General features: G+C 70.8%; 19 protein-coding genes and 1 pseudogene. 15 read left to right on the top strand and 5 right to left on the bottom strand.

The window, feature by feature from the left end; translation table 11 throughout:
- Positions 1 to 103: 103 nt before the first annotated feature.
- Both OG798_RS45505 and OG798_RS45500 read left to right on the top strand, forming a co-directional pair.
- Positions 104 to 592 carry a LysR substrate-binding domain-containing protein gene (locus tag OG798_RS45505; protein ID WP_328758987.1) on the top strand — a complete coding sequence of 163 codons (489 nt, stop codon included), beginning with the start codon at positions 104 to 106 and terminating at the stop codon, positions 590 to 592.
- A gap of 10 nt (positions 593 to 602) precedes the next feature.
- Entirely contained in the window at positions 603 to 1,058 is a 456-nt protein-coding gene (locus tag OG798_RS45500; protein WP_328758986.1) for a type II toxin-antitoxin system PemK/MazF family toxin, read from the top strand.
- Here OG798_RS45500 and OG798_RS45495 read toward each other — a convergent pair.
- The gene (locus OG798_RS45495) at positions 1,012 to 1,911 is read right to left on the bottom strand and encodes a TIGR02452 family protein (RefSeq protein ID WP_328758985.1); all 900 of its coding nucleotides are present in this window, start codon (positions 1,909 to 1,911) and stop codon (positions 1,012 to 1,014) included. The two genes, OG798_RS45500 and OG798_RS45495, sit on opposite strands and share 47 nt — an antisense overlap.
- 326 nt (positions 1,912 to 2,237) lie before the next feature.
- On the opposite strand from OG798_RS45495, the gene egtA reads away from it, so the two are divergent.
- The 5 genes from egtA (at position 2,238) to OG798_RS45470 (ending at position 7,015) form a co-directional block, all read left to right on the top strand.
- Positions 2,238 to 3,536, top strand: coding sequence for an ergothioneine biosynthesis glutamate--cysteine ligase EgtA (egtA, locus tag OG798_RS45490; protein ID WP_328758984.1), 1,299 nt, complete (start codon positions 2,238 to 2,240; stop codon positions 3,534 to 3,536).
- Complete coding sequence (gene egtB, locus OG798_RS45485) at positions 3,533 to 4,855, top strand: ergothioneine biosynthesis protein EgtB (protein WP_121414106.1); 1,323 nt, start codon at positions 3,533 to 3,535, stop codon at positions 4,853 to 4,855. The genes egtA and egtB overlap by 4 nt, the downstream gene beginning before the upstream one ends.
- Positions 4,855 to 5,664 (top strand): ergothioneine biosynthesis protein EgtC, encoded by an 810-nt coding sequence (gene egtC, locus OG798_RS45480; RefSeq protein WP_095851160.1) that lies wholly within the window; start codon positions 4,855 to 4,857, stop codon positions 5,662 to 5,664. The genes egtB and egtC overlap by 1 nt, the downstream gene beginning before the upstream one ends.
- Positions 5,661 to 6,623 carry an L-histidine N(alpha)-methyltransferase gene (egtD, locus tag OG798_RS45475; RefSeq protein ID WP_095851161.1) on the top strand — a complete coding sequence of 321 codons (963 nt, stop codon included), beginning with the start codon at positions 5,661 to 5,663 and terminating at the stop codon, positions 6,621 to 6,623. Before egtC ends, egtD begins: the two co-directional genes overlap by 4 nt.
- A 176-nt stretch (positions 6,624 to 6,799) precedes the next feature.
- Positions 6,800 to 7,015 carry a dodecin gene (locus OG798_RS45470; protein ID WP_054231621.1) on the top strand — a complete coding sequence of 72 codons (216 nt, stop codon included), beginning with the start codon at positions 6,800 to 6,802 and terminating at the stop codon, positions 7,013 to 7,015.
- 490 nt (positions 7,016 to 7,505) lie between these two features.
- On the opposite strand, the gene OG798_RS45465 is transcribed toward OG798_RS45470, so the two are convergent.
- Positions 7,506 to 8,009 (bottom strand): phosphatase domain-containing protein, encoded by a 504-nt coding sequence (locus OG798_RS45465; protein ID WP_328758982.1) that lies wholly within the window; start codon positions 8,007 to 8,009, stop codon positions 7,506 to 7,508.
- A gap of 246 nt (positions 8,010 to 8,255) precedes the next feature.
- Between OG798_RS45465 and OG798_RS45460 the strand changes: the two genes are divergently transcribed.
- From OG798_RS45460 to OG798_RS45445, 4 genes are all read left to right on the top strand, one after another.
- Entirely contained in the window at positions 8,256 to 10,805 is a 2,550-nt protein-coding gene (locus OG798_RS45460) for a beta-L-arabinofuranosidase domain-containing protein (RefSeq protein WP_328758981.1), read from the top strand.
- 92 nt (positions 10,806 to 10,897) lie between these two features.
- Positions 10,898 to 12,307, top strand: a complete 1,410-nt coding sequence (locus tag OG798_RS45455; protein WP_328758980.1) for a glycoside hydrolase family 43 protein — start codon at positions 10,898 to 10,900, stop codon at positions 12,305 to 12,307.
- A gap of 65 nt (positions 12,308 to 12,372) precedes the next feature.
- Positions 12,373 to 13,758, top strand: coding sequence for a glycoside hydrolase family 43 protein (locus tag OG798_RS45450; RefSeq protein WP_328758979.1), 1,386 nt, complete (start codon positions 12,373 to 12,375; stop codon positions 13,756 to 13,758).
- Between the two features lie 43 nt (positions 13,759 to 13,801).
- A complete protein-coding gene (locus tag OG798_RS45445) occupies positions 13,802 to 15,151 on the top strand; it encodes a jacalin-like lectin (RefSeq protein WP_328758978.1) in 1,350 nt (449 codons plus the stop codon).
- A 94-nt stretch (positions 15,152 to 15,245) separates the two neighbouring features.
- Here OG798_RS45445 and OG798_RS45440 read toward each other — a convergent pair whose 3' ends face one another.
- Together OG798_RS45440 and OG798_RS45435 are read right to left on the bottom strand one after the other, a co-directional pair.
- A complete protein-coding gene (locus OG798_RS45440; RefSeq protein WP_328758977.1) occupies positions 15,246 to 16,184 on the bottom strand; it encodes a hydrolase in 939 nt (312 codons plus the stop codon).
- A 245-nt stretch (positions 16,185 to 16,429) separates the two neighbouring features.
- Positions 16,430 to 16,981 carry an RNA polymerase sigma factor gene (locus OG798_RS45435; protein ID WP_054231249.1) on the bottom strand — a complete coding sequence of 184 codons (552 nt, stop codon included), beginning with the start codon at positions 16,979 to 16,981 and terminating at the stop codon, positions 16,430 to 16,432.
- A 336-nt stretch (positions 16,982 to 17,317) separates the two neighbouring features.
- On the opposite strand from OG798_RS45435, the gene OG798_RS45430 reads away from it, so the two are divergent.
- The 4 genes and pseudogenes from OG798_RS45430 (at position 17,318) to ssuE (ending at position 20,982) form a co-directional block, all read left to right on the top strand.
- Positions 17,318 to 18,106, top strand: coding sequence for an ABC transporter ATP-binding protein (locus OG798_RS45430; protein WP_328758976.1), 789 nt, complete (start codon positions 17,318 to 17,320; stop codon positions 18,104 to 18,106).
- A 35-nt stretch (positions 18,107 to 18,141) separates the two neighbouring features.
- Positions 18,142 to 19,482: an LLM class flavin-dependent oxidoreductase gene (locus OG798_RS45425; RefSeq protein ID WP_328758975.1), complete on the top strand. Its 1,341-nt coding sequence runs from the start codon at positions 18,142 to 18,144 to the stop codon at positions 19,480 to 19,482.
- 116 nt (positions 19,483 to 19,598) lie between these two features.
- Complete coding sequence (locus tag OG798_RS45420; protein ID WP_328758974.1) at positions 19,599 to 20,372, top strand: alpha/beta hydrolase; 774 nt, start codon at positions 19,599 to 19,601, stop codon at positions 20,370 to 20,372.
- Between the two features lie 53 nt (positions 20,373 to 20,425).
- Positions 20,426 to 20,982 (top strand): annotated as a pseudogene (gene ssuE, locus OG798_RS45415) (NADPH-dependent FMN reductase).
- 93 nt (positions 20,983 to 21,075) lie between these two features.
- Here ssuE and OG798_RS45410 read toward each other — a convergent pair.
- Entirely contained in the window at positions 21,076 to 22,617 is a 1,542-nt protein-coding gene (locus OG798_RS45410) for an amidohydrolase (RefSeq protein WP_328758973.1), read from the bottom strand.
- Positions 22,618 to 22,791 lie beyond the last annotated feature (174 nt).

The following is a 22,791-nucleotide window of genomic DNA, read 5'->3' as shown; positions in this document are numbered from 1 at the left end:
GGGACTGATCCCGGCGGGGCGACGAGGGTGTTCCAGTCCCTCGTCGCCCGCTCCGCGCGGCCACGATCTGCTGATCGCGACCAGGCGGCCGCGCGGGCGCCTCGTGGCACTGCCGCTGGCGGACGAGGAGTACCTCCTGGTCGCCGCTCCGAGCCGGGCGCGCCACGTCGAGGAGCACCCGTCGGCCGAGGACATCTGCACCGCGGTCCGGGACGTCCGCCCGGTCGCCTACGCCGAGGATCTGCCCATCGTGCGCCGATACTGGCGCAACGTCTTCGGTAAACAGCTCTCGGCCCGGGCCGCGGGCGCCGTGCCCAACCTGTACGCCGTCGTCTCCGCGGTCACCGCGGGCGCCGGTTACAGCGTGCTGCCGCGCTCCCTGTGCGAGGAGCACCTCTGCGACGGACGCCTCGCGCTGCTCCACGAGCCGGTCGAACCGCCGCCCCTGAACACCCTCTTCCTCGTCCAGCGCCCGGCGCCGACGCGAACCCGGACGTCGTACGGGTCCGTGACCGCCTCCAACACGCGGCCCGGACCTGGTAGTCGACCATCTCGGCCACCCGCCCGGCGGGTTGGACAGGGCAGGCTCTAACGTGAGCCGCGTGACTGCCTTTACCGATGACACCGCCGAAGACGTTCCCGGCCGTTACGGCCCTTCCGCGACCACCGAGGCCGAACCCCGCGAGGTGGGACGGGTGCGGACGGAGTACGCGCCCGCGCACGACGGCGACCCCGATCCCGGCGAGATCGTCTGGACATGGGTGCCGTTCGAGGAGAACGACGGGCGGGGCAAGGACCGTCCGGTGCTCGTCGTCGCCCGCGAGGACGCCGGCACCCTGCTCGCCGTCCAGCTGTCGAGCAAGCGGCACGACGGGGACCGGGAGTGGGTGCCGATCGGGAGCGGGCCGTGGGACCGGTCGGGGCGGGACTCGTGGGTGGATGTGGACCGGGTGCTGCGGATGCACGAGGACGGGATGCGGCGGGAGGCCTGTGCGCTGGATCGGATGCGGTTCAATTCGGTCGTGCGCCGCTTGCAGGAGCGGTACGGCTGGCGTTGAGGGCTCGTACGTGGGCGAACGCCTGCTCGAAGGAGCCTCGCGTTGCCTGATCCCTCGTGCGGTCCAGGACGCCGAACACGACATGGTCGAAAGCACCCGCGAAGCGGCCGTTGACCAGCAAGTCGTGGAACGCGCCCGCCACCTGCGCCGGATCGTTGCGGAAGACGCCGCAGCCCCACGCGCCCAGCACCAGCTGGCGGTAGCCGTGGGCCGCGGCGGTCTCCAGGACGCGCTCGGCGCGTACGGCCAGGGCGGGTCCCAGCTGGGGCGCGCGCTCCGGGGCCGTGCGCAGGACGACTCCGGCGTTGGGGGCCGCGGCGGTCAGGAATCCGGCCGTGTACGGCTCGTCGAGCAGACCTCCGCGGTCGTCGCGGAAGACGGGCACGGCGGGTGAGTGGATGACACGGTCCGTGTAGAACGGATCCCGGTGGGCGCGGTGGTGGTCGTAGAACTCCCGGGCCCGCAGCAGACACGTGTACAGCGCGGAGGCCCGGCACAGGGCCTCCTCCTGGGCCTGCGCGCCGTTCAGGAAGCCGCCGCCCGGGTTGCGCGCCGAGGCGAAGTTCAGGACGGCGACCGGGTCGGCCGGGCGCCCCTCGTCCTTGCGCACCAGCCGTCGGGCGGCCTCCAGACTACTCTCGCCCGTCACCTCGAACAGCGTGCTCTCGCGCGGTGCGCTCGCGGGGCCGGCGGCCGCTGCCCCGACCGGCTCAGGGCCGTACATGCGTGTTCCCGCCCGCGCGGCCTCGACGGCCGCGGCGATCGACACCACGCGTCCGTCGGACGCGCGGTACCCGCCCGCCGCGACGATCTCCTGCGTCTGCTGCGCGAGCGCGCGCAGGCGCGCACTCATGGCGCGACCCCCGTACGCGCCACGAGGACGCCCCTCGCGATCTCCCCCGTCGCTCCCCCCGGCATTTCCCGGGCGAATTCCCCGGCCGATTCCCCCGTCGTGCCCATGAACGCATCGTGAGCGATGCTGGTCCTACGGCGCAACGGAATTTCCCAGCCTCGTAAACAGCGTCTCGCGGCCCGGCAAACAGCGCCTCCGGAACCCGCGAGCGACGATTTGCACCCTTGTGCGAGCCGCCAAGAGGGTCTTGGGTGGGACGAGCGATGCCGGTCCGGCACCACAGAAGTCGGGCCGGCGGCATGGTGGAATCTCAGGAGGATCCCGACATGTCCGATTCGGTGAGTGACTGTACGGAGCGCCGCTCCGCCGTCACCGAGGCCGAGGTGGAGGCGCTGGTCCGAGGCATCTGCTTCAAGACCGGGCCGCCTCGCACCCTCGGTGTCGAAGTGGAATGGCTCGTCCACGAGCTGCGCCGGCCGCAGCTCCCGGCATCACCAGAACGACTCCAAGCGGCGTACGCCGCACTGCGGACCCTGCCCCTGCGTTCGGCGCTCACCGTCGAACCCGGCGGACAGCTGGAGCTGAGCTCCCTTCCCGCCGCCTCCCTGATGGAGTGCATCGGGTCCGTCTCGTCCGACCTCGACGCGGTACGCGCGGTACTGCGCGAGGCGGGTCTCGGCCTCAGCGGGTACGGCCACGATCCCTGGAACCCCCCGAGCCGCTTTCTCCATGAGCCGCGCTACGACGCCATGGAGCAGTACCTCGACCGGGCCGGCCCGGAGGGGCGGGCCATGATGTGCTCCTCCGCCTCCGTCCAGGTGTGCCTGGACGCCGGGTACGAGGAGCCCGGCCCCCTGGGGCACGGGCGCCGCTGGTGGCTGGCGCACCAGCTGGGCGCTGTCCTGGTGGCCGCGTTCGCGCACTCGCCGGTGGCCGGCGGCCGGTACACGGGCTGGCGCTCCACGCGGCAGTCCCTGTGGGCGGCCATGGACCCGGGACGATCCGCCGCGCCCTCGCTGGCCGGCGATCCGCGCGCCGCCTGGGCCCGGCACGTCCTGGACGCGCCGGTGATGTGCGTCCGGGCGCCGGACGGCCCCTGGGAGGTGCCGGAGGGCCTGACCTTCCGGGCGTGGACCAGGTCCGAGACACCGCCCGACCGGGCGGATCTCGACTACCACCTGACGACGCTGTTCCCGCCGGTCCGCCCACGCGGACATCTGGAACTGCGCATGATCGACGCGCAGCCCGGCGACGACGGGTGGATCGTGCCGCTGGCGGTGACGGCGGCGCTGTTCGACGACCCGGAGGCCGCGGAGGTCGCCTACCGGACCGTCAAACCCCTCGCGGAACGCGCCGAGGCACGGCCCGCTCCGTGCAACCCGCTGTGGAACGACGCCGCGCGGTACGGCCTGACCGACCCCGAGTTGCGTGAGGCCGCCGCCACCTGTTTCGCGGCCGCCGCCGAGGCGTTGCCCCGCCTGGGCGCCACCGCCGAGGTGCAAGAGGCCGTCGCGGAGTTCACGGACCGCTATGTGGCCCGGGGCCGCTGCCCCGCCGACGATCTGCTGAGCCGCTTCCACAGCCGACACCACGGTCAGCTCGACGGGAAGGACATCCGCACATGACCGCCCCCGCATCACCCACCGATCCGGAGTCGCTCCGGGAGCGCGCGCTCGACGCGCTGACCACGGCCCGCGACCGCACCGCGCTCCTGACCTCCTGCGTGGAGGAGCCCGAACTGACCGCGCAGCACTCGCCGTTGATGTCCCCGCTGGTCTGGGACCTGGCACACATCGGCAACCAGGAGGAGCTGTGGCTGCTGCGCGCGGTCGCCGGGCGGGACGCGATGCGGCCCGAGATAGACGGGCTGTACGACGCGTTCGAGCATCCGCGATCCGAGCGGCCCTCGCTGCCGCTGCTGCCGCCCGCGGAGGCCCGTCAGTACGCCGCCGAGGTACGCGGACGGGCGCTGGACGTCCTGGAGAGCACCGCGTTCCGGGGCACGCCGCTGACCGAGGCGGGCTTCGCGTTCGGGATGATCGCTCAGCATGAACAGCAGCACGACGAGACCATGCTGATCACCCATCAGCTCCGCAAAGGGCCCGCCGCCCTCACGGCGCCGGACCCCGCTCCCGCGCCGCCGTTCACGGGACCCGCCGAAGTCCTGGTCCCCGGCGGCCCGTTCACGATGGGCACCTCCACCGAACCGTGGGCCCTGGACAACGAGCGCCCCGCCCACCGACGCGAGGTCCCGCCCTACTTCATCGACACCACCCCGGTGACGAACGCCGCCTACCAGGCCTTCATCGAGGACGGCGGCTACGACACCGAACGCTGGTGGAGCCCGCAGGGCTGGTCCCACATCCGCTCGCACGGCATCGAGGCGCCGCTGTTCTGGCGCCGCGAGGGCGGACAGTGGCTGCGGCGTCACTTCGGCGTCACCGAGGTCGTACCGCCCGACGAACCCGTGCTGCACGTCAGCTGGTACGAGGCCGACGCGTACGCCCGCTGGGCGGGGCGCCGGCTGCCCACCGAGGCCGAGTGGGAGAAGGCGGCCCGCCACGACCCGACGGCCGGTCGCTCCACGCGCTACCCGTGGGGCGACGCCGACCCCACCCCCGAGCACGCCAACCTCGGCCAGCGCCATCTGCGTCCGGCCCCGGCGGGCAGCTATCCCGCGGGAGCGTCACCGCTCGGCGTACGGCAGTTGATCGGTGACGTGTGGGAGTGGACATCGAGCGACCTGCACCCCTATCCCGGGTTCGCGGCGTTCCCGTACAAGGAGTACTCGGAGGTGTTCTTCGGCCCGGAGTACAAAGTGCTGCGCGGCGGTTCGTTCGCCGTGGACCAGGTGGCCTGCCGGGGGACCTTCCGCAACTGGGACTATCCGATCCGGCGGCAGATCTTCTCCGGGTTCCGCACGGCCCGCGACGGGTCCGTCTGATGTGCCGTCACCTGGCCTACCTGGGACCGCCTGAGCCGCTCGGCCGACTCCTCGTGGAACCGCCGCACAGTCTGTTCCGGCAGTCGTGGGCGCCGCGCCGGCAGCGGCACGGGACGGTCAACGCCGATGGTTTCGGGGTGGGTTGGTACGCCGAAGGGGATCCGGTGCCCGCGCGGTACCGGCGCCCCGGGCCGATCTGGGGCGACCAGTCGTTCGCGGACCTGGCCCGGGTCGTCAGGAGCACGGCGCTGCTCGGCGCCGTACGGGACGCCACCGTGGCGGGAGCCGACGGGGAGGCCGCGGCGGCGCCGTTCGCCGCGGACCGCTGGCTGTTCAGCCACAACGGCGCCGTACGGGGCTGGCCGGGCTCCCTCGCCCCACTGGTGACAAGCCTGCCCCCGGCCGAACTGCTGTCCCTGGAGGCCCGCTGCGACTCCGCGCTCGTCTGGGCGCTGCTCCTGCACCGGCTGCGCTCCGGTGACAACGAGGGCCAGGCGCTGGCCGACACCGTCCTGGAGGTAGCCGAGGCGGCCCCCGGGTCCCGGCTGAACCTGCTGCTCACAAGCGGCGACACGATCACCGCGACGGCCTGGGGCGACACCCTCTGGTACCTCGCCGAGCCCGGCCGCCGCACCGTCGTGGCGTCCGAACCGTACGACGACGACCCGCACTGGCAGGAGGTGCCGGACCGCACGCTGCTCGCGGCGAGCCGCACCGATGTCCTGCTCACCCCGCTCAAGGACCCGCACGCGCAGGAAGGCGCGCACGACCCCTTGGCATCCGCACGCACCAAGGAGCCCAGCACGTGAGCCCGTTCCTTCTCACCCGCACCCTGCCCGAGGACGCCACGGACGCCGCGCTGCGCGCCGACGTCCTGCACGGCCTCACCCACACCCCCAAGACGCTGCCGCCGAAGTGGTTCTACGACGCCCACGGCAGCGAGCTGTTCGACCAGATCACCGAACTGCCCGAGTACTACCCCACCCGGGCGGAGCGCGAGATCCTCATCGCCCGGGCCCCCGAGATCGCCGCGACGACCGGTGCGCGCACCCTTGTCGAGCTGGGGTCCGGTTCGTCCGAGAAGACCCGCCATCTGCTCGACGCGCTGCCGGGGCTGCACACGTACGTGCCGGTCGATGTCAGCGAGAGTGCCCTCACCCAGGCCGGGCAGGCGCTGATCGCCGAGCATCCGGGGCTCGGCGTGCACGCGTTGATCGCCGACTTCACGGGCGGCCTCGCGCTGCCGGGAACGCCGGGGCCGCGGCTGGTGGCGTTCCTCGGCGGCACCATTGGCAACCTGCTGCCCGCCGAGCGGGAGACGTTCCTGGCGTCCGTACGGGCGCTGCTCTCCCCCGGCGACTCGCTGCTGCTCGGCACGGACCTCGTCAAGGACGAGTCGGTGCTGGTCGCCGCGTACGACGACGCGGCGGGGGTGACGGCGGAGTTCAACAAGAACGTGCTGCACGTCGTCAACCGCGAGCTCGGCGCCGATTTCGACCCCGACGCGTTCGCCCATGTCGCCCTCTGGGACGACGAGCACGAGTGGATCGAGATGCGGCTGCGGTCGCTGACCGACCAGACGGTGAAGATCCCCGCGCTCGACCTCGCGGTCGAATTCGCCGACGGCGAGGAACTGCGCACCGAGATCTCGGCGAAGTTCCGCGAGGAGGGGATACGGCGCGAACTCGCTGCCGCGGGGCTCGACCTGGCCCATTGGTGGACGGACCGGGAGAGCCGTTTCGCCCTGTCGCTGAGCGTGGTCCGCTGACACCCGCCCGGGTGGCCGGCCTCGACGGTGGGCCACCCGGGTGAGGGCCTGTCGTTGGGATCGGGTCGACCGGCGCTGGGTCACCCACGGTGCCCCGACATCTCGCGCACCGCCGCGCCGTGAGGCACCGTGGAGTGACGCGTGGCGCACCCGCCACGGCGGAGAGGAGCACCCGCATGTCCGACCACACGTATCGGGTCACCGAGATCGTAGGCACCTCCCACGAGGGCGTCGACCAGGCCATTCGCAACGGGATCTCCCGGGCCTCGCAGACCCTGCGCAACCTGGACTGGTTCGAGATCACCCAGGTCAGGGGGCAGATCGTGGACGGGGAGGTCGAGCACTACCAGGTCGGCCTGAAGGTCGGCTTCCGCCTGGAGGACGGCGCCTGAGCCCCGGGGCCTGCTGAAGCGTGGAAGACCCATGGCCACCCCGCCCGGGGGCCCTCGAAAGCGGGTCCCCAGGGCCTGTCCGGCGGATCAGGTCGGAGCGGCGTTGTCGTCGGTCGCCGACTCCCCCGAGCTCTCGGCTTCGCTCGAGCAAGGAACCCCCAGGGCGTGCCACACGCCGCGTCTGCGGCATGATCCGCCGGACAAGCCCCCGGGCAGGGCGGCCCTGTGGGGGAGCGGTATCTCGGGCGGATCGGTCTGCGTCACCGGACGGGCCGAACCTGGCCGACGTGCGATGCCCCACAACGGCGCCACCGCACGCCGAAGCCCCGGCCGGAGTAGTCGGCCAAGCAGTGCGCGGCCCGGACGGGGAGCCCTCGGCTTCGCCGGACCGCGTCAACCGCTCCCTCTCCTCTTCGAGGAGGAGGACCCGGCCCGGCCCGTCCACCGTGGGGCAACTCCCGAGCGCCCCCTCGCCTCCCTCGACGGGCCCCTAGGTCCGTCCCTCCCGCTCCTGTGCGTCCTTCAGTGCCGCGGACGCCGTGGCCCAGCGGGCTCGGACGACCCTGAAACCGGACCGTTCCGCCTCGTCGCAGACGAGTTCGTCGTCGTCGACCAGGACGTGGATCTCGCGGTCGCGCGCGAGCCGGCGCAGGACGTCCAGTTTGGTGTGACGGGCGGGCCTGCGGTCGTCGTTGCGTCGCATCCAGACGCGCCCCTCGGGCAACCCCTGCGCGGCCAGCCACTCGACGGTGTCACGGCGGCAGCGCTCGGGACGTCCGGTCAGATAGACCACCTCGCACTCCTCCGTGCTGCGCAACACCAGGGCCACTCCCTGCGCGAGCGGCGGATCCTGCGGCGCGGCGGCGAAGAACGCGTCCCAGTCCCGCGGTTTGCGCTCCAGGAACCGCTGCCGGTGCGCGCTGTCCGCGAGCGTGCCGTCGAGGTCGAACACGGCGAGCGGTCTGCTGGTCTTCCCCCTGGTCTTCTCCGTCACGCGGACCACCCTAGACAGGGTCGCCGACACCCGGCACACCACAGCCGCCGCCCGCCCCTGTGAACCCGTGGCCCTCTCGCGCCAACTTCCTTCACCACAAGCACTATTCACATCACCCAGCAAGCCCTTACCGTGATGCCTCGCACTGCATGTTGCACAGCATGTCGCACAACATTCGGTATTTCGAACGAGAGCGGGACGGTGAAGGGACACCACCGCCCGGTTCTTCGGCATGCGGAGGTCGTTGTGAACCCCCCACTCGACAGACGTCACTTCCTCGCCGTCACCGGCACGTCCACGGCCGCCATGACCCTGGCCGCGGCCGACGGCGGCACGGCCCACGCCTCGCCCGGGACCAACACCTCGGGCGCCCCGGTCGCCCACGACGCCAACACTCCCGTCCAGCCGTTCCCCCTCGGCTCGGTGACCCTCCTGGACAGCGCCTTCCGAGCCAACCAGCAGCGCAACTCCGCCTATCTGCGCTTCGTGGACATCGACCGACTGCTCCACACCTTCCGTACCAACGTCGGCCTGCCCAGCAGCGTCCGGCCGTGCGGTGGCTGGGAGGGCCCGAGCGTCGAGTTGCGCGGCCATTCGACCGGCCATCTGCTCTCCGGACTCGCCCTCGCCCACGCCAACACCGGGGAGCGGGCCCTGCGCGACAAGGGTCACCGGCTCGTCGCGGCGCTCGCCGAGTGCCAGGCCGCCTCCCCCGCCGCGGGCTTTGGCGCGGGCTATCTGTCCGCCTTCCCGGAGAGCTTCTTCGACCGCCTCGAAGCCGGGACCGGCGTATGGGCGCCGTACTACACGATGCACAAGATCATGGCCGGGCTGGTCGAGCAGCACCGGCTGACCGGCAGCGGACAGGCCCTCGACGTCGTGCTGCGCCAGGCCGAGTGGGTCGACCGGCGCACCGAGCCGTTGTCGCACGAGCAGATGCAGCGGGTGCTGGAGACGGAGTTCGGCGGTATGAACGACGTGCTCGCCGATCTGCACGCCCTCACCGGCGACGCCAAGTGGCTCGACGTCGCCGAACGCTTCACGCACGCCCGCGTCTTCGACCCGCTGGCCAGGAACGAGGACAGGCTCGCGGGGCTGCACGCCAACACCCAGATCCCCAAGATGGTCGGCGCCCTGCGCCTGTGGGAGGAGGGTCTGCCCGACCGCTACCGCACGATCGCCGAGAACTTCTGGCAGATCGTCACCGACCACCACACCTACGTGATCGGCGGGAACAGCAACGGCGAGGGTTTTCACGAACCGGACGTCATCGCGGCCCAGTTGTCCAACAACACCTGCGAGAACTGCAACAGCTACAACATGCTGAAGCTGACCCGCCTGCTGCACTTCCACGCACCCCGGCGCACCGATCTGCTCGACTACTACGAGCGGACCCTGTTCAACCAGATGCTCGGTGAGCAGGACCCGGACGCAGCGCACGGCTTCAACATCTACTACACGGGCCTGGGCCCCGGCGCCTTCAAGCAGCAGCCGTCCTTCATGGGCACCGACCCGGCCGCCTACTCGACCGACTACGACAACTTCTCCTGCGACCACGGCACCGGGATGGAGACGCAGGCGAAGTTCGCCGACACGGTCTACTCGCACGACCGGCACCGGCTGCTGGTGAACCTGTTCATCCCGTCGCAGGTCAACTGGCGGGAACGGAACATCACTTGGCGGCAGACCACCTCCTTCCCCGACCGGTCGTCGACCGTGCTGACCGTCACCGCCGGACGGGCCGCGCACCAGCTGCTCGTCCGTATCCCGTCCTGGGCCGCGGACGCCCGCGCGACACTCAACGGCCGCGCCCTGCCCGACCGTCCGGAGCCCGGCAGCTGGCTGACCCTCGACCGGGAGTGGCGCGCCGGGGACCGGGTCGAGGTGTCGCTGCCCATGCGCACGGTCATCGAGCCGACGCCCGACGACCCCGACGTACAGGCGGTACTGCACGGCCCGGTGGTCCTGGCAGGGGCGTACGGGGACCGGGCGATGCCGCGGCTGCCGCGCCTGGACACCGGATCCCTACGGCAGGAGTCGCAGGAGCCGCTGCGGTTCACCGCCCGCGCCGACGGCGAGGACATCTCACTGCTGCCGATCTCCCGGGTGCACCACCAGCACTACTCCGTGTACTGGCTGACCGGTGAACCGCCGCCCCCACTACCGGAGTTCGCCGCCTGGCACCGTTTCGACGAGACCTCCGGGACCACGGCCGCCGACGCCACCGGGAACGGGAAGGCGGCCCAGCTCGTCGGCGGTGCCGCCTGGACGGCGGGCGGCGCCGTCGGTGGTGCGGTGGCGCTCGACGGCACGGACGGGTACGTACGCCTGGCCGACGACCTCCTCGCGGGCGCCGCCGTCTACACACTGGCCACCTGGGTGCGGCTGGACGGCCAACCCGGTGTCTGGAGCAGGGTGTTCGACCTCGGCACCGGCGTCACGGCCAACATGTTCCTCACCCCGCTCAGCGGCGACGGCACCCTTCGCTACGCCATCACCGCCGCAGGCGCGGGCGCCGAGCAACGCATCGACGCCGCGCCGCTGCCCACCGACCGCTGGGTGCATGTGGCGGTGACGTACGGCGGCGGGACCGCCGTCCTGTATGTGGACGGGCAGGAGGTCGGGCGCAACGCCCAGGTCACGGTGGATCCACGCTACTTCGGCAACCACATCCGTGCCGGGTACCTCGGCAGGTCGCAGTACGCCGACCCCTGTCTGAGGGGTGCGGTCGACGACTTCCGTGTGTACGGCAAGACCCTCACGGCCGAGGAGGTCGCCGCCCTGGCCCAGGCCTAGGCGACGCCACCTCGACGTGTGCGCAGGACGGGTGGGGACGCGGAGCCGCCGCGCCCTCACCCGGATCAACAGAAACAAGGAGAGCCGCAAAAATGATCACCCCCGACCGGAACGCGTCCTCGACGCCGCTCGACCCGTCCCGCCGCAGTCTGCTGCGCGCGATGGTCGCGATACCCGCGACCGCACTCGTGCTGGGCGAACTGCCCGGCCTGCTCGGCTCGGCCGCCGCGGCGGCCCCCGCGCACGGCTCGGCCACCCGCTACACCATCGTGCCGTTCCTCAACAGCGACGACGGCACCGTCAACGTGTACCAGTCGGACGACGCCACCGACTTCCGGCTCGTCAAGTCCTCCGCCTACACCCCACCCAGCAACCGCATCCGCGACGCCAGCGTGTTCAAGCACACCGACGGCTACTACTACATCACCTACACCACACACACCTGGCAGGACGTCAGCACCACCATCGGTTTCGCCCGCAGCTCCGACCGGGCCAACTGGACCTTCCTGTACGACTACACGGTCCCGATCACCGGTCTGTCCCGCGCATGGGCGCCCGAGTGGTTCGTCGACAGCGACGGCAGCGTGAACGTCATCGTGTCCTGCTCGACCACCGACGACGAGTGGATCTTCACGCCGTATGTGATGAAGGCAGCCAATTTGGCGCTCACCGCGTGGAGTTCACCCGTGGCGCTGTCCGGCATCGGCGCCAACCACATCGACACGTTCATCGTGAAGATCGGCTCCACGTATCACGCGTTCCCGAAGAACGAGACGACGAAGTACATCGAGTACGCCACCGCCTCCAGCCTGACCGGGCCGTACACCATCACCCGCACCGGCGACTGGGCCGGCTGGGGTGGCACCCGTGAGGGTCCCTCCGTGATCCAGCTCGACAACGGCGCCTGGCGGATCTTCTTCGACGGCTACGGCGACGGCAGTTACTACTACAGCGACAGCTACGACACCTTCGCGACCTGGGCCGCCCCGAAGAAGCTGCCGGGCATCTCCGGAACGGCCCGCCACTTCACCGTGATCAAGGAGACGGTGTCCGGCGGCGTCAACCTGGCCACCAACGTCACCCGTTCCTTCCGGTCGGGCAACTACTCCACCCGCTACTGGCAGGAGCAGTCCGCGCTGCTCAACCTGCCCGTGGTCAGCAGCTCCAGCACCACCGCCGAGAAGCAGGCCTCCACCTTCACCGTGGTGCCGGGCCTCGCCGACGCGAACGCCTACTCCTTCCGGGACGCGGCCGGCAACTACCTGCGCCACTGGGACTTCCGGGCCCGCTTCGACGCGAGCGACGGTACGTCGACGTTCGCCAAGGACGCCACGTTCGTCATCCGCGCCGGCACCCCCGACGGCGCCGTCCGCTTCGAGTCGTACAACTACCCGGGCTACTACCTGCGCCACTACAACTACCAGCTGCGTGTGGACGTGTCGGACGGCACCGACCTCTTCCGCCAGGACAGCTCCTTCGTACCCGTGACGGCCTGGGCATGAGCGCCGCAGCCGCATCCGCATCCACAGCCTCAGCCTCAGCCTAGGAACAGAAGGAGAAGAACCCGATGAGCGACAGCCCCAGACCCCTTGAGCCGTCCCGCCGCACCGTGCTGGGGGCGATGGCCGCCCTCACCGCCTCCTTCGCGATCGGCGTTCCGTCCGCTCGCGCCGCGACCGGATCCGCGTACGTGATGGGCTATTTCACGGAGTCCCCGAACGGCCTCGGTGACGACTACGGTCTCCACCTCGCCGTCAGCACCGACTCGCTCCAGTGGATGCCGCTGAACCAGAACAACCCGGTCGTGACCCCGACCGGGGGCACCGGCGGCCTGCGCGACCCGTTCATCCTGCGCAAACAGGACGGCACCTTCGTCGTGCTCGCCACCGACCTCAAGGGCACCGACTGGAGCCTGCAGAGCCAGTACATCCATGTCTGGGACTCCGCCGACCTGCGCTCCTTCACCGGCTACCGGCGGCTGAAGCTGCACGACATGGCCACCCACAGCTGGGCTCCGGAGGCGTACTGGGACGCGGGCCGCGGGCAGTACGGGATCATCTACTCGGCCGTCAACTCCACGGGCCACAACGTCATCATGGTGAACTACACCACCGACTTCGTGACCGCGTCGACGGCACAGGTCTTCTTCGACCCCGGCTACGACATCATCGACGGCGACCTGGCCGTGGGCGTCGGCGGGGTCAACTACCTCTACTTCAAGGAGGACCAGACGCTGGTCGGCGCCAAGTCGACCTCCCTGGACCCGGGCAGCTTCACCGTGTTCAGCACACCCATCGCACACGGCGGCACCGAGGCCCCGATCCTCGTCAAGTCCCAGACGTCGGCCAACTGGTACCTCTGGGGGGACACTTACACCCCCAACGGTGTCTTCTACGCCTGGCAGAGCGGCGACCTGGCCACGGGCACCTGGAGCGCGGTCGACCAGCGGCTCTACACCCAGCCGGTCAACTCCAAGCACGGCACCATCCAGCCGATCACCACGACCGAGTACGACAGCCTCGTGGCGGCGTACGGCAAGCCGGGCTGGAACCGCATCAAGTCCTACAACTACCCCGACCGGTACGTCCGTCACGCCGACTACATCGGCCGGATCGACGCCTACCCGTTCGACCCGTACACCGACGCGGAGTGGAAGCTCGTGCCGGGGCTCGCCGACAGCTCCGGGGTGTCCTTCCAGTCCGTCAGCTACCCCACGCGCTATCTGAGGCACTACAACTACCAGCTGCAACTGGACGTCAACGACAGCACGACGACGTTCGCGCAGGACGCCACGTTCTACCGGACCGCGGGCCTGGCCGACACCTCCTGGTCATCCTTCCGCTCCTTCAACTATCCGGACCGTCACATCCGCCACGCAAACTACGTCCTGCGCATCGATCCCATCTCCACCAGCACCGAAAAGGCCGACGCCACGTTCTCGGTCGGCTACTGACGCCCCGTCATCCCTCAGTACCCAGTCCCCAGGAGACACCCCCATGTCACCTCTCCGAAGAGTCCTCGCCACACTGGCCGCGGCAGCCGCGGCCCTCGGCGGACTCACGGCGACCGCCCCCACCGCGGCGGCCGCCGACTCGGGCACCTTCAACGTGCTCAGCTACAACGTCGCCGGACTCCCCGAGATCATCTCCAGCGCCTCGACCCCGCGCGACACCAGCACCACGGCGATAGGCCAGCGGCTCGGCCCGTACGACATCGTCCACGTGGAGGAGGACTTCAACTACCACTCCTATCTCTACGCGGGCGACACCACGCACGCCTACCGCACACCCACCAGCGGTGGCGCCGGGATCGGCAGCGGGCTCAACACCCTGTCGAAGATCCCCTACGACACCGACGACTTCGAGCGGGTGCACTGGAACTCCTGCCAGATCGACTCGGGCGACTGCCTGACCCCCAAGGGCTTCACGTTCATGCGGGAACGGCTGGCCGAAGGCGTGTACGTCGACTTCTACAACCTGCACACCAACGCGGGCACCAACGACGGCGACCTGGCCTCGCGGGCGGACAACCTCAACCAGCTCACGGCCTTCATCCAGAGCCACTCCAAGGGCAACGCCGTGGTGGTCATGGGTGACACCAACACCCGCTACACGCGGGCCGGCGACACGATCGCCGAGTTCGGCGCGGCCAACGGCCTGACCGACGCCTGGGTCAAGCTCATCCGCGGCGGCACCCCGCCCGCCAAGGGCAGCGACGCGCTGGTCTGCGACCAGACCGGCGCCACCGTGCCCAACACCTGCGAGGTCGTGGACAAGATCCTGTATCGCGGCAGCAAGCTGGTCACGCTCAACGCCACGAGCTACAACAACGAGCACGCGAGCTTCCTGACCTCGGACGGGCTGATGCTCTCCGACCACGACCCGATCACCGCCAAGTTCACATGGTCGCGCAACCCCTCCTTCCAGCTGAGCGACCAGTTCGGCGGCCCGCACGGGGACTACTTCAACGACATCGACAGCGTGCCGGCCGGGGCCAGGGCGACCACTCTCACCCTGCGCAGCGGCTCGCGCGTCGACCAGATGGGCCTGACGCTGAGCAACGGCACGACGCTGACCCACGGCGGCACGGGCGGCACCGCGTCGTCGCTCACGCTCGGCAGCGGCGAGTACGTCACCTCGGCGCAGCTGTGCCAGGGTGTGAAGGACGGCAACACCCGGATCTTCTACGCCAAGCTCACCACCAACCTCGGCAACAGCCTGGCGGGCGGTGCGACGACGTCGGACTGCGTGACCCGCACGGCGCCGTCGGGCTGGCAGATCGCCGGGTTCCACGGCCGCACGGGCGATGAGGTCGACAAGATCGGCTTCATCTACACCCAGCGCTGACCGGACACGACCGAGCCCGTGGGCCCCTGGTGTGCGCACACTAGGGGCCCACGGGCTCACTTGCTCACTTGCTCAGTCACGAGGCCCGGCTCACTCACGAGGAAAGCCACTCGGTGGCGTTCAGGGCGAGGGCGGCGTTGGTGGCGCCGGTGTCGTTCCAGCCGTCGTAGAGCGTGTTGCCGGACTGGCCGGTGCCGTCGTCGATCGGCGAACTGTCGCCCCAGAAGGCGACCTTGCCGCTGCCGAAGGTGCTGGTGGCGAAGAAGGCCCCGGTGTTGCCCGAGTAACCGGAGCGGTAGAGCAGGCCCTTGGCCGCCGAGTTGTCCGCGGGCTTCAGCGTGACCGTCGTACCGTTGGCGATGAGGCTCTTGCTGACGGTGCCGAACGAGCCGTGCAGGACCGCGTTGGTGCTGTCGCTGATCGCCGCGGGGTAGCCCGAGCTGATGTTCAGCGAGTCGATGGAGAAGCCGAACGGGTCGGTGGAGTCGACGCTGTTGTTGGTCATCAGGTCGTTGAGGATCTTCACCGCGTCGTAGCCGTCGCTGTTGCGGTCGGCACCGGTGTGGTCGGAGATCATGAACAGACCGCCGCCGTTCTTCACGAACGTCATGATCGCGGTCTTCTCGGCCGTGGTGAAGAGCGTGTTGGGCTCGGGCAGCACCAGCGTGTCGAAGTTCGACAGGTCGGTGGCCGAGGTACCGCCGTACGTCAGCTTGGAGCCCGAAGGCAGCGTGTCCAGGCTGTAGTCGCCGGTCTTCTGCAGGGCCACGCCCCACGAGGAGAGCGCGCCGGTCCAGTCGGTCTCGGAGGACGGCGAGGAGTCCTCGCTCAGCGGGTTCGGCTGGCTGGTGGAGATGATCCAGTCGGCGTTGCCCGCCGTCTCGGCGTGGCCGTTGTCGAACAGGACGCGATGGGTGGTGGCCGCGTGAGCGGGGGCGGCGGTGGTCGTCTGGAGCGCGGCTCCCGTGAGCAGCACGCCGAGCGCGGTGAGGGCGACGGCGAGTCTGTGACGGGGCCTTGTGGGGGTGAGCATCCGGCATTCCTCCATGGGTGGGGGCGGGGGAAGAGGCGGTGCGGGGCGTCGATCTGCGCGCGTAGAACGGCCGTTGAACAACTGGCGTTCGACACAACGGTGGACAGTACAGACGTGATCAAGGCCGCCGGGAGACCCTGCCGCGACTTATCATCAATCTCTTACCTTGCGCCACAACCGGTACGGGGTTCAGGCCAGTTGACTGCTCGCGCGGTGGTTGACCGCGGCAGGTGGCCGCCGCCCCGTCAGGACGCGTCGACCAGCCAGGGCCTGACCTGCCTGCGCGCCTCGTGCAGGCGGGACTTGAGCGTGCCGAGCGGAATGCCGACGCGCTCGGCGACCTCGGCGTACTCCAGCTGGCAGATGTCCCGGTAGACCAACGGCGCGACCAGATGCGGGTGTTCTCGCTCCAGGCGCTCCAGCGCCTCCAGGAGGTCGATGCGGGATCCGGCGATCACGCTCGTGGTGCGCGGGTCGACGTGCTGCGAGGCGTCGATGACGTCCGGCTGCTCGGCGGCCCGCCGCTTCAGCTCGCGGTACTTCTGACGCGCACAGTTGGCGACGACCGTGTAGAGCCAGGTGCTGAACCGGCTGCGCCCCTCGAACGAGGTGATCTTCCGCGCCACCTGGAGGAGGACGTCCTGCGCAGCCTCCTCGGCGTCCTCGCGGCAGGGCAGAAAGCGCCCACAGCGCCGCACGACCTCCGGACGGATCCCCTGGAGCAGCAGGTCAAGCGCTGCCGGATCACCCGAGGCCGCGCGCAGCGCAAGCTCCTCGGTCGCCGCCGCGTCCTGCACTGGGTGCTCCCCTCGGTGTCGATCAGAGGCCAGGCATCATAGTTGCACGTACTCGGCATCGTTCGGCGCGCCCCAGTGGGCTGGGGCTCTCTCCGTCCTGCTCCATCGGACAGCCCGGAGGTCGCGCCCCTTCCCGGTTCCCCGGGGAGGCGGGGTGAAGGGAGATGGACACCGCCGTCGGCATGCTCCTTCGGATCCTGGGCGTTCTCCGTCACCCCCGGGGCGGTTCGGATTGCCCGGGCCGTAGCGCGTACAGGCGCGGGAGGTTGACCACGATCGCCTCCTGGGTGCTCGCAGCAGCCCACCGACCCCGTCCTGGAAGTCACGGACCTGGAGGTGCACTACGGACCGCGTCGGCGCCGCCGCCGCGCCCTGAACGGTGTCTCCCTGAGCGTCGCGCCGGGCGAGACCGTCGGCATCATCGGCGAGACCGGTTCGGGCAAGTCGACCCTCGCGCGGGCCGCGCTCGGCCTGGTGCGCGCCTCGGCGGGGTCGATCGTGATCGACGGCGAGGACGTCAGCGCGTACGGCCATCGCCCATGGCGCGCCCTGCGCCGCCGCGGTGTGATCCAGTACGTCTCCCAGGACCCCCTGCGCAGCCTCGACCCGGATCTCACGATCGAGGCCTCGCTGGCCGAGCCACTGCTCATCCAGGGTGTGTCCCGGCAGGAGGCGGCGACACGGGTGCGCGCCTTCCTCTCCCGGGTCCGGCTCTCCGACGACCTGCTCGACCGGCTGCCCGGTGAGCTGTCCGGCGGACAGCGCCAACGCGTCGCGGTGGCGCGGGCGTTGGTCACCGAACCGCGTCTGTTCATCCTCGACGAGCCGGTCAGCGCCCTGGACTCCGCCAACCGCGTCCAGATCCTGCAGATCCTCAAGGAGCTCCGCACCGACGGGGTGGCCCTCGTCTTCATCTCCCACGACCTCGGATCCGTCGCCGGGGTCGCCGACCGCATCGCCGTGCTGTACCGGGGCGAGCTGGTCGAGGCCGGCACCGCCCGTGACGTCATCAGCGAACCCCGGCACGCCTACACGCGGCTGCTCATCCGTTCCGCGCCGACCCTGCACAGCGCCCCGGCCGACCGGGCCGAACGCGAAGCCCTGCGCGCGCTCCTGCACGCCTGAGACTCCCTCACCCCCCTGACAGAACAGGAACAGCCATGTCCCGACCGCTCCACCTCGCCCTCCACCCCTACGGTGTCGGCGGCCCCGGCCAGCACGGTCTGTGGAAGGTCCCGCGCGTCGCGAAGAACGCCAGCATCGACATCAACTACTACATCCGGCTGGCACAGGCGGCCGAACACGCCCTGTTCGACGCCCTGTTCATCGTCGACAGCCAGTTCATCAACTCCACCTACCCGGCGCACTATCTCAACCGCCTGGAACCGCTGACCCTGTTGTCGGCCGTCGCCACCCACACCAAGCACCTTGGCCTGGTGGGCACGGCGAGTTCGACGTACAACTCTCCCTTCAACCTCGCCCGCCGCTTCGCCTCGCTCGATCACATCAGTGGCGGGCGGGCCGGCTGGAACGTGGTGACCAGCTTCGACACCGGCACCGCGCGGAACTTCGGACTCGACGAGCACCTCGACTACGCCACCCGCTATGGCCGTGCCCTGGAGTTCGTGCAGGTCGCCCGGGGGCTGTGGGACTCGTACGAGGACGACGCCTTCCCGGCCGACGTCGAGCGGGGCGTCTTCCTCGACCCGGCCAAGCTGCACGAACTCGACCATGCGGGCGAGCACTTCAAGATCGCGGGCCCGCTGAACCTCTCCCGCTCCCCGCAGGGCCAGCCGGTGATCTTCCAGGCCGGGGTGTCCGAGGAGGGGCGTGATCTCGCCGCACAGGTCGCCGAGGGCATCTTCGCGCCCGGGGGCACCTTGGAGCAGGCGCGGGACTACTACGCCGACATCAAGAAGCGCACCGCCGCCTACGGCCGCGACCCCGACCACGTCAAGATCCTCATCCACGGCGGCCCGGTCGTCGCCGCCACCGACGAGGCGGCCCGCCGTCGCGAGCGGGAGATCTTCGAGGAGGACGACGACTTCGACCGCAACCTGGCTCTGCTGGGCCGTTCCTTCGGAGCGTACGACTTCAGCGTGCACGACCTGGACGCGCCCTTCCCGGATGTCGCTCACCTCGCCGAGAAGGGCGGGCGCACGAGTGCCGCGCAGCTCATCGAGCGGGCCAGGACCGAGAACCTGACCCTGCGCCAAGTGGCCGAATCCGTGAACCAGTTCCGTCAGTCGCCGTTCGTCGGTGACCCGCGGACCGTGGCCGACACCATCCAGCGGTGGTTCGACGCCCGCGCCTTCGACGGTATCAACCTCGCCTTCCGCACCGAGGACGAGCTGAACCACTTAGTCGACGGCGTCGTCCCGATTCTGCAGAAGCGCGGGCTGTTCCGTACCGAGTACGCGGCCGACACCCTGCGCGGCAACCTCGGTCTGCCCGTCCCCGCCAACCGTCACGCCCGCGAGCGCCGGCTCGTGAACGGCTGAGGACCGCGCCATGACCGAACTGTCGGCGATGGGGCGACTCATCGCGCCCGAGGCGGCACCCGCGTCGGGCGGGAAGCCCGCGCCCACGGCCGAGCCCGCATCCGCAGGAGTGTGAGATGACTCAGTACAGCGACCACCACGGCCCCGAAGGCCTCCGGACCCGCGGCACGATCCTCGTGGTTGCCGGGCGGGGCGAGACGCGGGCGACCTACGCCCGCTTCGGCAGGCGGCTCGCCGCCGACGCCTACCGGGTCCGGGTGATCGACGCCCCGGACCTCGACGCCGAGGACCTGGGCGCGTCCCTGACCGGCTTCGCCGCCCGGCTCGCCGACGCCGTCGAGGGCACCGCAGCCGAGGACGGTGTCGTACGGCCCCTGGTCCTTGTCGGCGCCGACTCGGGCGCCGCCGCGGTCGCCGCGCTGCTCGGCCGGGCGGAGACGCCCGGCGATCAGCCCGACGCCGTGATCCTCGCGGGCCTTCCCGGCCAGGCGTCCGGGAGCACCGCCGCCGTCCGCACCTGGGACCAGGAACTCGACGTCCGCACCTCCTGCCCGGCCCACCGGGGCACGCTCACCCAGGACCCCGAAGTGCGGCGCGGAACGCTCGACGACGCGATACCGGACGCGGTGCTCACCGCGGCCCACGACAGCGGATCCGCCGTCCCCGCCCTGCTCCTCATCGGCGACGCCGATCCGCTCGCCGACCACGAGGCCCTCGCGCACACGGCGAAGTCACTGCCCCGTGCCCGCCTCTCGGTCGTCCACGGCGCCCACCACGACGTCCTCAACGACCTCCAGCACCGCTCCGTGGCGGCCGACGTCGTCACCTTCCTGGAAACGCTGCGCAACGAACTGCGGCCGCTGATCACGGTGCGGTCGAGCGCCTGGTGAGCAACCGCTCGCCCGCTCCGTACGTCTGAACCCCGATCCCGGAAGGTCCCGTCATGGCCTCGATCCTGTCCGTCTCCGGAAGCCCCTCCCCCACCTCCCGCACCTCCCGGCTACTGCGTCACCTGGACGACCGGCTCCGTCTCCAGGGCCACGACGTGACCCCGCTGGAGGTGCGCACCCTCCCCGCACAGGCGCTGCTCGACGCCGACTTCCGGCATCCGGCGATCGCCTCCGCCACGGCCCTGTTCGAGCAGGCGGACGGAGTGGTGATCGGACGCCCGTGTACAAGGCCGCCTACTCGGGCCTGCTCAAGTCGCTGCTCGACCTGCTCCCGCAGTACGCACTGGCCGGCAAGACGGTGCTGCCGCTGGCCACCGGTGGCAGCACGGCCCATGTCCTGGCCATCGACTACGCGTTGCGTCCGGTGCTGAGTTCCATGGGCGCCTCCCACATCGTGCCCGGCTGGTTCACGCTCGACAAGGACGTCGAGGTCGACGACGACGGCACACTGACCGTCGCGCCCGCTACCGCCACGGCGCTGGAGCAGGTCACGGACCACTTCTCCGCCGCGTTGGGAGGCCGTACGACCGTACTCGCGCCCACGGGGTGAACCGCCTTGCGCCGGACGGGCGTCGGGTCCTGGCCGCGGCCGTCCGGACGTACCTCACTTCCGCCACCCGGAGCAGGTGTGCCGGCGCCCGTCTCAGTACGGCCCATGGGTCCAGCGGCCGTCCGTCATCGTGGCGTGCACGGGCATCGTGCGCAGTGTGCCCGTGTCGGCGTCCAGCGGGTCCACGTCCACGACCACCAGGTCGGCCGGGTCACCGACCCTGATGAGCCGGCGCCCGCGGGCCGCCGCGACGAGCGCGTCCGGGACCGACAGGCGCTGCTCCGGGTGCCACGGGGGACGCTCGTCATCGGTACGGCTGACGGCCGACGCGATGGCGAGCCAGGGGTCGAGCGGCGAGACGGGGGCGTCCGAACCGAACTCCAGACGGGCTCCGGCGGCCAGCAGATCGGCGTAGGCGAAGGCCCGCTCGGTGCGCCCGGCCCAGTGCCGGTCCGCCACATCACGGTCGTCCGTCGCATGCCGGGGCTGCACTCCCGCCGTGACACCCAACCGCGCGAATCTCGGGAGGTCTTCGGGGCTCAGCAGCTGCGCGTGCTCGATCCGGCCGCGGCAGCGCACCGCCTCGAAGGCGTCCAGGGCCACGGTGTTGGCGCGGTCGCCGATGGCATGCACCGCTGGTTCGATTCCGTGCGCGGCGGCCCGCCGCATGAGCCGCACCAGCTCCCCCGGTGACGTCTCCTCGATCCCGTGGGAACCGTCCGTGCCCGCCAGCCCCGGATAGGGATCGCGGCACAGGGCGGTACGGGTGTTCAGCGAGCCGTCGGTGAAGAGCTTCAGCGGACCCACCCGCACCAGGCCTCCACCCACGCCGAGTTCGGCTCCCGTGCGCAGTCCGCGCTCCACCGCCGCGTCCAGGCGGCTCGGGTAGACGGCGGCCGCCACCCGCACGGCGGGCGGGGACTCGGCCGAGCGCCGCTCCCAGTCCTCGACCGCGTCGCCGTACTGGAAGTCGATGACACCGGTGACCCCGCGCGCGGCGGCGGCCTCGCAGGCGTCCGCGATCCAGCCGTCGACCAGTTCGGCCGGCGCCGCGGGGAGGGCGGACAGGACCTCATGGCACTCGTGTTCCCTGACCAGACCGCTGGGATGGTCGCCCCGGCCGACGAGCGCGAGGCAGGCGGAGTTCAGCCATGCGGCGTGCAGATCGGCGCTGACCAGGGCGACCGGCCGATCGGGCAGGGCCGCGTCGAGCAGCCGCTTGTGCGGGGCGTCGGGCCACAGCCCGTCCCGGAACCCGTATCCGAAGAGCACCGTGCCGTCGGACGCCCCGCCGCCGCGTTCCCGCACGATGTCCGCCACCGCCCGCGCGGAGGCGGTCCCGGACAGGTCGAGCCGGTGACGGGCGCTCGCCCACTCGGCCATGTGGACGTGGGCGTCCCACAAGCCCGGCAGCAGCACCCGCCCCTCCAGATCGAGGACACGCTCACCGTCGGCCGGCCTCGCCCGCCCGCCGGTGCCCTCCTCCACGACGACATGGGTGACTCTGCCGCCCGCCACCCGCAGGCGGACGAGCGGTCCACCCGCGCCGAGCCGCACCCGGTCGAGCGTCAGCGCGGTCGCCGGGGACAGGTCTCCTCCCGGGAGCCTGCGCCGGGTGCGTACGAAGTCCGCCATGAAGCCTCCATCTGCCACGACACATGGGATACCGAGGAAAGAACGCCCTCCACATGGTGCCGCGTACTCGGCGGCCGACGTGACCGGTAGGCTTGAACTGCCCGACCGTTGCCAGGAGCAGCAACCCCTCTAGGGACAGCGGCCACAGCGCCGCGCTCGTGGCATCCGCCCCGC

The sequence above is a fragment of the Streptomyces sp. NBC_00271 genome, from assembly GCF_036178845.1.
GTDB lineage: Bacteria > Actinomycetota > Actinomycetes > Streptomycetales > Streptomycetaceae > Streptomyces.
This window is presented reverse-complemented; position numbering and strand designations above follow the sequence as displayed.